Annotated in this window: 6 protein-coding genes; 3 read left to right on the top strand and 3 right to left on the bottom strand. The window is 71.4% G+C overall.

Annotated elements, in window-relative coordinates:
- Both BGM09_RS22015 and BGM09_RS22010 read left to right on the top strand, forming a co-directional pair.
- The coding region (locus tag BGM09_RS22015) for a protein phosphatase 2C domain-containing protein (protein ID WP_223187412.1) at window positions 1-919 on the top strand (919 nt) is incomplete at its 5' end.
- 86 nt (window positions 920-1,005) lie between these two features.
- The gene (locus BGM09_RS22010) at window positions 1,006-2,748 is read left to right on the top strand and encodes a pyruvate dehydrogenase (protein ID WP_188283393.1); all 1,743 of its coding nucleotides are present in this window, start codon (window positions 1,006-1,008) and stop codon (window positions 2,746-2,748) included.
- Between the two features lie 113 nt (window positions 2,749-2,861).
- On the opposite strand, the gene BGM09_RS22005 is transcribed toward BGM09_RS22010, so the two are convergent.
- Window positions 2,862-5,684, bottom strand: coding sequence for a fascin domain-containing protein (locus tag BGM09_RS22005; RefSeq protein ID WP_188283392.1), 2,823 nt, complete (start codon window positions 5,682-5,684; stop codon window positions 2,862-2,864).
- Window positions 5,685-6,150: 466 nt separating this feature from the next.
- Here BGM09_RS22005 and BGM09_RS22000 point away from each other — a divergent pair, with 466 nt between their 5' ends.
- Complete coding sequence (locus BGM09_RS22000) at window positions 6,151-6,606, top strand: ATP-binding protein (RefSeq protein WP_188283391.1); 456 nt, start codon at window positions 6,151-6,153, stop codon at window positions 6,604-6,606.
- A gap of 81 nt (window positions 6,607-6,687) precedes the next feature.
- Here BGM09_RS22000 and BGM09_RS21995 read toward each other — a convergent pair whose 3' ends face one another.
- The gene (locus BGM09_RS21995) at window positions 6,688-7,755 is read right to left on the bottom strand and encodes a DUF2637 domain-containing protein (protein WP_188283390.1); all 1,068 of its coding nucleotides are present in this window, start codon (window positions 7,753-7,755) and stop codon (window positions 6,688-6,690) included.
- 175 nt (window positions 7,756-7,930) lie between these two features.
- Window positions 7,931-8,434 (bottom strand): (2Fe-2S)-binding protein (locus BGM09_RS21990; RefSeq protein ID WP_188283389.1); only part of this gene is annotated, 504 nt, incomplete at its 5' end.

Here is an 8,434-nt window from a genome sequence, read left to right as displayed (position 1 = left end):
GTTCGCGGAAGGGGAAGTGCGGTGGGCGCCGGAGCTGCCGCCCGGGTGGGTAGCGGCGGTGGGGGCGCGGGACGAGGTCGCGGAGCCGGAGGTGGTGGGCGGGGGGCCGCCGACGTACGCGGCGGAGCCGACCGCGTGGCCGGAGGCGGAACCGGACGACCTCGGCGCCCTCGTGGCGGACACGGTGCTGGACGGCGCGCGGTACGGCCGCATGACGGTGCGGACGGTGTCGCTGCGCGGCGACTCGGCCCGGTACCGGGGCCAGCTCCGCAGGGACGCCCTGCTCACGGCCCGCTTCGGCAGCGGCGACGAGGCGCTGCTGCTGGTCGCGATGGCCAGCGGCGCCCGCGCGGCGGACGACGCGCACAAGGCGGCGCAGGACGCGGTGCGGTGGATCGCGGGCGCGGTCGGCCGGAGCAGGAACCGGCTGTCGGACGACCTGCGCGCGGAGCGCAGAGGCTCGCTCAAGTCGGGCCTGCACCGGCTGACCGACCGTTGCTACGGACGTCTGCGGGCCCGCGGCGAGGATCTGGGCCTGGACGAGGGCACGTACACCGCCTCGCTGCGCTGTCTGCTGCTGCCCGCGGACCCGGAGTGCCGGACCCGGCTGTTCTTCGGCGTCGGCGACGGCGGCCTGTTCCGGATCAGGGACGACACGTGGCAGGACCTGGACCTGGCGCCGGACGAGACGGCGGCGCCGTTCCGTTTCCGGGCCGCCGTCGCGCAGCCCGGCGACGCGCTGGTGATGTGCAGCGGCGGCCTCGCGGAACCGCTGCGCGGCGAGCCCGCGCTGGCCGTGCACCTGGCAGGCCGCTGGGGCGCCGGACCGCCCGGCATGGCCGCGTATCTGGCCGATGCCCAGACCCGCGTCAAGGGCTACGCCGACGACCGGACGGCGGTGACTGTCTGGGACGCGTGACCGGGCGCGCCCCGGCGGTCCCGGATGCGTGGCCACCCGCTTCCCGGTGAGATGAGAGGAGTCACCGACGAGGACAGGTGGGCCCGATGGCGAAGCAGACCGTGGCCGAGCAGTTCATCGACGTGCTGGTGCGCGCGGGCGTACAGCGCATGTACGGGGTGGTGGGCGACAGCCTCAACCCCGTCGTGGACGCCGTACGCCGCAATCGTTCCATCGAATGGGTGCACGTACGCCACGAGGAGGTCGCGGCCTTCGCGGCGGGCGCGGAAGCCCAGCTCACCGGCAAGCTCGCGGCCTGCGCCGGGTCCTGCGGCCCCGGCAATCTGCACCTGATCAACGGCCTGTACGACGCGCACCGCTCGATGGCCCCGGTGCTGGCGCTCGCCTCGCACATCCCCAGCAGTGAGATCGGCACCGGCTACTTCCAGGAGACCCACCCCGACCAGCTCTTCCGCGAGTGCAGCCACTACAGCGAGCTGATCTCCAACCCGGCGCAGATGCCGCGGGTCCTCCAGACCGCCGTGCAGCACGCGGTCGGCCGCGGCGGCGTCAGCGTCATCAGCCTGCCGGGCGACATCGCCGCCCAGGACGCGCCGCAGCGCAGCATCGAGCACGCCCTGGTCACCCGCCGCCCCACCGTCCGCCCCGGCGACGCGGAACTCGACGTCTTCGCCCGCCTCGTCAACGGCGCCAACAAGGTCGCCCTGTTCTGCGGCAGCGGCACCGCGGGTTCGCACGACGAGGTGATGGCCTTCGCCGAACGCGTCAAGGCCCCGGTCGGCCACGCCCTGCGCGGCAAGGAGTGGATCCAGTACGACAATCCGTACGACGTCGGCATGAGCGGTCTGCTCGGCTACGGCGCCGCGTACGAGGCGATGCACGAGTGCGACCTGCTGATCCTGCTCGGCACCGACTTCCCGTACAACGCCTTCCTGCCGGACGATGTGACGATCGTGCAGGTCGATGTGCGGCCCGAGCACCTCGGGCGCCGCTCGAAGCTGGATCTGGCGGTGTGGGGCGACGTCGGCGAGACGCTGCGCTGCCTGACGCCGAAGGTGCGGGAGAAGTCCGACCGCAAATTCCTCAACCGGATGCTGAAGAAGCACAGCGACGCGCTGGAAGGCGTCGTGAAGGCGTACACCCGCAAGGTCGACAAGCACGTGCCGATCCACCCGGAGTACGTGGCGTCGGTGCTCGACGAAGAGGCCGCGGACGACGCGGTGTTCACCGTCGACACCGGTATGTGCAATGTGTGGGCGGCGCGTTATCTGACGCCCAACGGCAAGCGCCGCGTCATCGGCTCCTTTACGCACGGCTCGATGGCGAACGCGCTGCCGCAGGCGATCGGCGCGCAGTTCCTCGACCGCCGCAGGCAGGTGGTGTCGATGTCGGGCGACGGCGGCTTCACCATGCTGATGGGCGACTTCCTGACGCTCGTCCAGTACGAACTCCCGGTCAAGGTCGTGCTGTTCAACAACTCCTCGCTCGGCATGGTCGAGCTGGAGATGATGGTCGAGGGCCTGCCCGCGTACGGCACCACCAACCACAACCCGGACTTCGCGGCCATCGCCAACGCCGCCGGGGCGTACGGCGTCCGGGTCGAGAAGCCCAAGGACCTGCGGGACGCGCTGCGCGGCGCCTTCCGGCACAAGGGGCCCGCCCTGGTCGACGTCGTCACCGACCCGCACGCCCTGTCCATCCCGCCGAAGATCACCGGCGAGCAGATCGGCGGCTTCGCGCTGTCGGTGGGCAAGGTGGTACTGGACGGCGGCGTCGGCAAGATGGTGCAGCTCGCGCGCTCCAATCTGCGCAACGTGCCGCGCCCGTAGCCCCGTTCGGCTCCGGCCCGTCCCGGCCCGGCCTGACCACGGTCACGTCAGGCCGGGCCGCGGCGGCACCGCGTCCCCCCACTCGCCCCCCGGGGCCGACGGAGGGAAAGCCGTCAACTCTGGATCAGATCGAACTCCTCCCACTGCCCGATGGCCGCCCGATTCGCGATCAGCGCCGCCGCGCCCGCGTTCTCGGCCGTCACGTACTGGTTGTTGACCCGCGCCCGCAGGCTGACGCTCCCGTCGCCGTTGCGCACGAGCTGGAACTGCTCCCAGGCGCCGACCGAGTCGACCTTGGCGAGCAGCGGGGCGGCGCCCGCGTTGTCGGCCGTCACGTACTTGTCGTTGGCGTGCGCGCGCAGCGCGATGTAACCGCCGCCCTGGTCGATCTCGTCGAACTGCTCCCAGGGCCCGATGGCCGTACGGTTGGCGATCAGCGCCGCCGCGCCCGCGTTGTCGGCCGTCACGTACTGGCCGTTGGCGTGCGCGCGCAGCGAGACCACCGTGCCGCCGCTGGGCGGGGTACCGCCGCCGTCCAGACCGATCCGCACATTGCCCAGGTGCTTGGCGGCGGTGGCGGGGGAGCCGGAGACCTGCGCGTAGGGCAGCGCCGTGGTCGGCGCGGCCACCGGCTCGACGAGGTACGACTGGCCTGATACGACCGGCACATTGAACGTGCCCGCGGTGGTCGGCGCGACCACGACGCCGTTGCCCGAACCGTTCACCACCTGCACCGACCGGCCCGGCCAGGGGTTGCGTACGCGCATGGTCTGCGACGACCCGGCCTGGATGGCGACCGTGACCGGGGTGCCGTTCTGGACCTGCACGTCCACCTTGGTGTTGCCCTGCACCGAGACCGTGCCCGCCGCGTCCCAGCCGGCCGGCCAGGCCGGGGCGATCCGCAGCAGCCCGTCGTAGTCCTGCACCAGCGCCTCGTTCAGCGCGGTCGCGACACCGGACGCCTGCTCGATGTACGCCTCCGTGCCGACGGTGTCGCCGAGGTCGGCCAGCCCGTTGATGTACACCTGGTGGCTCTGGGTGATCGACGTCAGCCTGGCCGCGACCTCACTGGCCAGTCCGAGCCGGGCCGCGTCGATCGCGTCCATGCTCCAGTCGTTGCCCCCGGTCACCGCCCGGTGGTTGTACGAGCGCACCGCCAGGTCCCGCAGCGGCCCCGGGTCGTCCGTGACCAGGTTGTACGGCCACACCGGCTCCAGGTCGATGTTCTCGCTGTTCCTGATCTGCGCGGTCGGCTGGTACGAGTACGCGATGATGTCGTTGTTCGAGGCGTCCGCCGACGGCGGCAGCACCTGCGTACGGCCGTAGTCGGTACGCGCCCACGCCGGTATCTGGCCCTGAGCGGTGGTCAGTTGGGAGATCAGCGCGGTGTCCCCGGTGTTGAGGAGCTGCGCCGCCTTGATCACCACGGGGAAGAGAGCGGCGTCCGCGGCCAGGTCGGTCGTCGGGTCCTGCACCGCCCACTGCGTCTCGTGCGCGTTGGCGACCGCGTGCAGCTTCCCGTCCGAGCCGACCTTCTGGTAGTTGAGCAGGAAGGTCGCCGACGACTTCAGCAACGGGTAGTACGTGCGCAGGAAGGTGAGGTCGCCGGTGGCCAGGTACTGCTGCCAGACGAACAGGCTGATCTCGGCGCCCGAAGTGATGTTCAGGGCGTTCCAGTTGGGGCTGCCCGGCTGGCTGCACGCCGCGTTGGCGCCGTTGCCGTTGAACCGCATGACCTCGGGGACGCAGGCGCCCGGTGTGCCGCCCATCTGCTGCTTGGTCCACGCCTCGATGGCGGCCAGATTGTTCTGGTAGAGGTTGAAGATCGGGATGTTCAGCGCGAAGTCGCCGCTGCTGGTGTTCGCCGAGATCTGGGTGCGCAGATTCCACAGCCAGGTCGCGGACGGCGTCCAGTTCTGGTGGTCCTGGCCGAAGTTGAACATGTCGGCGACACCCGCCTGGCTGCCCGGCACGGCGCCGCGCATCGAGGCGGCCTCCATGTACAGGTACAAGGTGCGCAGCGTCTCCATGTACTGCGCGGCGCCGTCGGCCGAATTCGCCTCCAGGACGCCGGAGCCGGACCAGAAGCCGGACCACCAGGACTGCTGGGAGGACAGCAGCGAGGACTCGGCGGCGGTCGGGTCGGAGCCGAGCAGATTCGCGGCGGTGGTCGCCGCGTTGCCGCCGGTCCAGGCCGGGGCGCCGAGGATCACCCGGTAGGAGCCATCGGCGTTGGGGGTGAACGCGACCTTCACCTGGGCGGAGTCGACCACCGAGGCGGTGACGTCGCGGCCGCCCGCGGAGAGCGCGGCCAGCGAGCCGAAGGTACGGCCCGAGGAGCCCGCCTCCTGGTTGTCCACCCAGGTCTCGGCGAGCGTGCCGACGGTGCCCGAGACGGCGGCCTGCGGACCGCGGCCCGACCACAGGCTCAGCGTCGCGGTCTGCTGGGCTCCCGGATCGGCGCCGGTGACGTCCACGATCAGTTCGTCCTTGGTCGCCGACACCCATGATTTGAGGGTCATGCCGCCGCCGGACTCGGTGAGCACACCGGTGTAGACGTCGAGCGAGCCCTTGAAGTCGCTCGCGGTGGTCAGCGCGGACAGGCCCGGAATCCGCACCTGCCCCGGCGACTTGCGGCCCGGCAGGGTGTCGGCGCGGTTGAGCTGCGCGGTGAAGCCGCCCGCGGCCCAGGCGGCGGCGCCCAGCGAGCCGTTGCCCAGCGGCAGCGACTGCGCGGCGGCGCTGTTCGGCGAGCCGAGCACGATGTACGAGCGGCGGATCACGTTGGGTGTGTCGACATGGAAGCCGCCGTTCTGCCAGGCCGTGGTCGCGGTCGCCGCCGCGGCCGGCGGGGCGGCGGCGGGGACGAGCAGGCCCGCGGTGAGCAGGCCCGCCGCCAGAAGTGCGGTGGTGACGAGCGCGGGTGGTCGGATCATTCGCCGACGTCCGAGTTTTCCTTGCGGTGAGTACACGGGCCCCTCCCGAGGCGACGGGACGACAACACAGGCGCAACACCCAAGAGACACATGGGATGAGTGCGCCACAGAGTGGAGGTCGTGATGGGGCAGTGTCAAGGATTTTCACCACGCTGACTCGGATATACATCGGACCTCTTCAGAGGGCTGAGGTCAGAGCGCCTGCCCGGGTCGAGAATCCGCTACGGCCGCGGCGCGATCAGCAGACCTCCGATGTGACCTCCGTTGCGGCCTCGGATGTGACCTCCGACGTGACCTCCGCTGCGACAGGAAGGGGAGCGGAGAGGGACCGCCCGGCGGCGTGGACCCCGGCGCGTCCGGGACACATCAGGGGATCACGCGCGCAGGACTGGAACCTGTGGGGCTGGGAATGCCTATCGGCAAGAAAGTTCGACCGGGGAATCGCGGCAGCGACCGGAGCGGGGCCATGGAAGAGCCCGAAGCAGGGGAACTGGGGGATCAGACGGACACCACGGGGCAGATACTGCGGCATACGGTGCGGCACGCCGACCTTCCGGCCGTGGCCGAGGTGCGTCGGCTGCTGCGCGAGCATCTGCGGGACTGGGGAGTGCCCGTGCTCTGCGACACGGCGGAGCTGCTCGCCACCGAGCTGGTCACCAACGCACTCCAGCACACCACCGACGGGGCGGTGCTCACCGCCACACTCGTACCGGAGCGGACGGCAGGGGAGCGGCTGCGCGTCGAGGTCTACGACGACCTCGCCCGGCACCCGAGGCTCCCGGCCCAGGCGACCGCCCCCGAGGACCACGGCACGTCGGGCCGCGGGCTGCTTCTCGTGCAGTCCCTGGCCGACGCCTGGGGCGCGCACTCACGCGGCAAGGGCAAAGTCGTCTGGTTCGAACTCGACGCCCGCCGCGCGTGACAGCGCCCACGGGGCGGGGACCAGGGTGTTTCACCCCGTGCCCCACCACCCGTGGGCGGCGGTCGGCAACCAGCGTTCGGCTCAGCCGAATTGGCGTTCCATTTCCTCCAGCTTGCGTTCCAGGGAGTCCAGTCGGGGGAGGGTCATCGTGTCGTCCTCCGCCGTCAGGTCGATGGTGAAGGGGGCCGCGGCGTCCTCGCGTACCGGCTGGAGCGCCGGACGGGCGCGGACGGGGAGTTCGGCCGCGTGGGCCTCTATCGCAGGCTCCGATGCGGCCTGGCCGCTGCCGCCCGCGGCACTGGCCGCAGGAGGCAGTTCGACCTGACGGCCGCCCCGGCCGCCCCCACGCGGCCAGTTCCTGTGCTGCCGGTTGAGCGCCTTGACGCGCGCCCGCTCCAGCCGGTCGTGGTCGCGGCGGCGCATCACGTTCTGCTCGCGCTCCCGCTTGTCCTCCCGGACCTCCTCGACCGCCTCGTCCAGCGTGCGTACGCCTTCGAGGAGCATCAGGGACCAGGCCGCGTACGTCTCACGCGGTGCCCGCATCCACCGCACCATGCGGATCTGCGGCAGCGGACGCGGTACGAGCCCCTGCTCGCGCAGCGCCGCCCGGCGGGTCTGCTTCAGCGCGCGGTCGAAGAGGACCGCGGCCGAGAGCGACATCCCGGCGAAGAACTGCGGAGCACCGGCGTGGTCGATGCCGCGCGGCGCGTGCACCCAGTTGAACCAGGCGGCGGCGCCGGCGAACAGCCACACCAGCATGCGCGAGCCGAGAGCCGCGTCACCGTGGCTGGCCTCACGCACGGCCAGCACGGAGCAGAACATCGCCGCGCCGTCCAGGCCGAACGGGACCAGGTACTCCCAGCCGCCGGTCAGGTTGAGATTCTCCCGGCCGAAGCCGACCAGGCCGTGGAAGGAGAGCGCCGCGGCGACGGCGGCGCAGCAGAAGAGCAGTACGTACGAAGCGCTGCCGTATATCGCCTCCTTGCGGCGACGGCGCTCCTCACTGCGCTCCCACGAGTCCGCCTGGGCGCCTTCGGCGCTGCTCGAACTCGCCTTGCGGTTGCGGAAGACGAGCACGCAGGCCACGAGGACGACCAGGCCGATGGCCCCCGAGAGCGCCCAGTCCAGCGAAATGTCCGTAAGTCTCATGTGCGATTCCTAGTGTCGCTTCCGTCGCGCTCGGGCCGCGGGACGGCTTACGAGCGACATCTTTGCGAAGAGCGCGGATGACTGGAGAGGTTATGGCCCAAGAGCACGCCTTCGGATGGATTGCTCGAACTTCCGTGCCACAACAACTCAGTTGAGCGAGATCGTAGCGTGATCGTCAGGCCGCCGAGACCAGCCGCCTGATCCGGTCCGCGTCGCAGGTCCGCGGGCAGGTGGTACAGGCATCGGCCGGACTGATCGTATAGAACCGGCAGCAGGTCAGCCGGTCCCGGGTCCGGCTGACCGTCGGTGACGGTACGTCAGTACCGGTCGGGACCGTCAGTTCGCGGAATGCGGCGCCTCCGGCATACGGCGTAGTGCCACCGGGCAGCAGCGCGGCCAGCTCCGCCGCGGCCCGCTCCTCCTCGCCCAGCAACTGCCCCACGCGCCAGAGCCCTTCGGTGATCTCGTCGGTCGCCATGCCCCACAGCGCGCGCGGTCCGCGCCGCAGCCGCGGCCCGAATCCCTCCAGCAGCGGCGCGAGATGCTCGGCCAGCGCGGCCCGCAGTTCGTCGCGCAGCGCCGCCTCGTCGGGCACGACGCGGGCGTGGGGGAGCGCCGCGGCCGGGTCGTCCGGCAGGCAGGCGAAGGAGCGCGGCCGCACCGTCATCCGGCCCGCCGC

It is taken from the genome of Streptomyces sp. CBMA29 (assembly GCF_014596445.1).
Lineage (GTDB): Bacteria > Actinomycetota > Actinomycetes > Streptomycetales > Streptomycetaceae > Actinacidiphila.
This window is presented reverse-complemented; position numbering and strand designations above follow the sequence as displayed.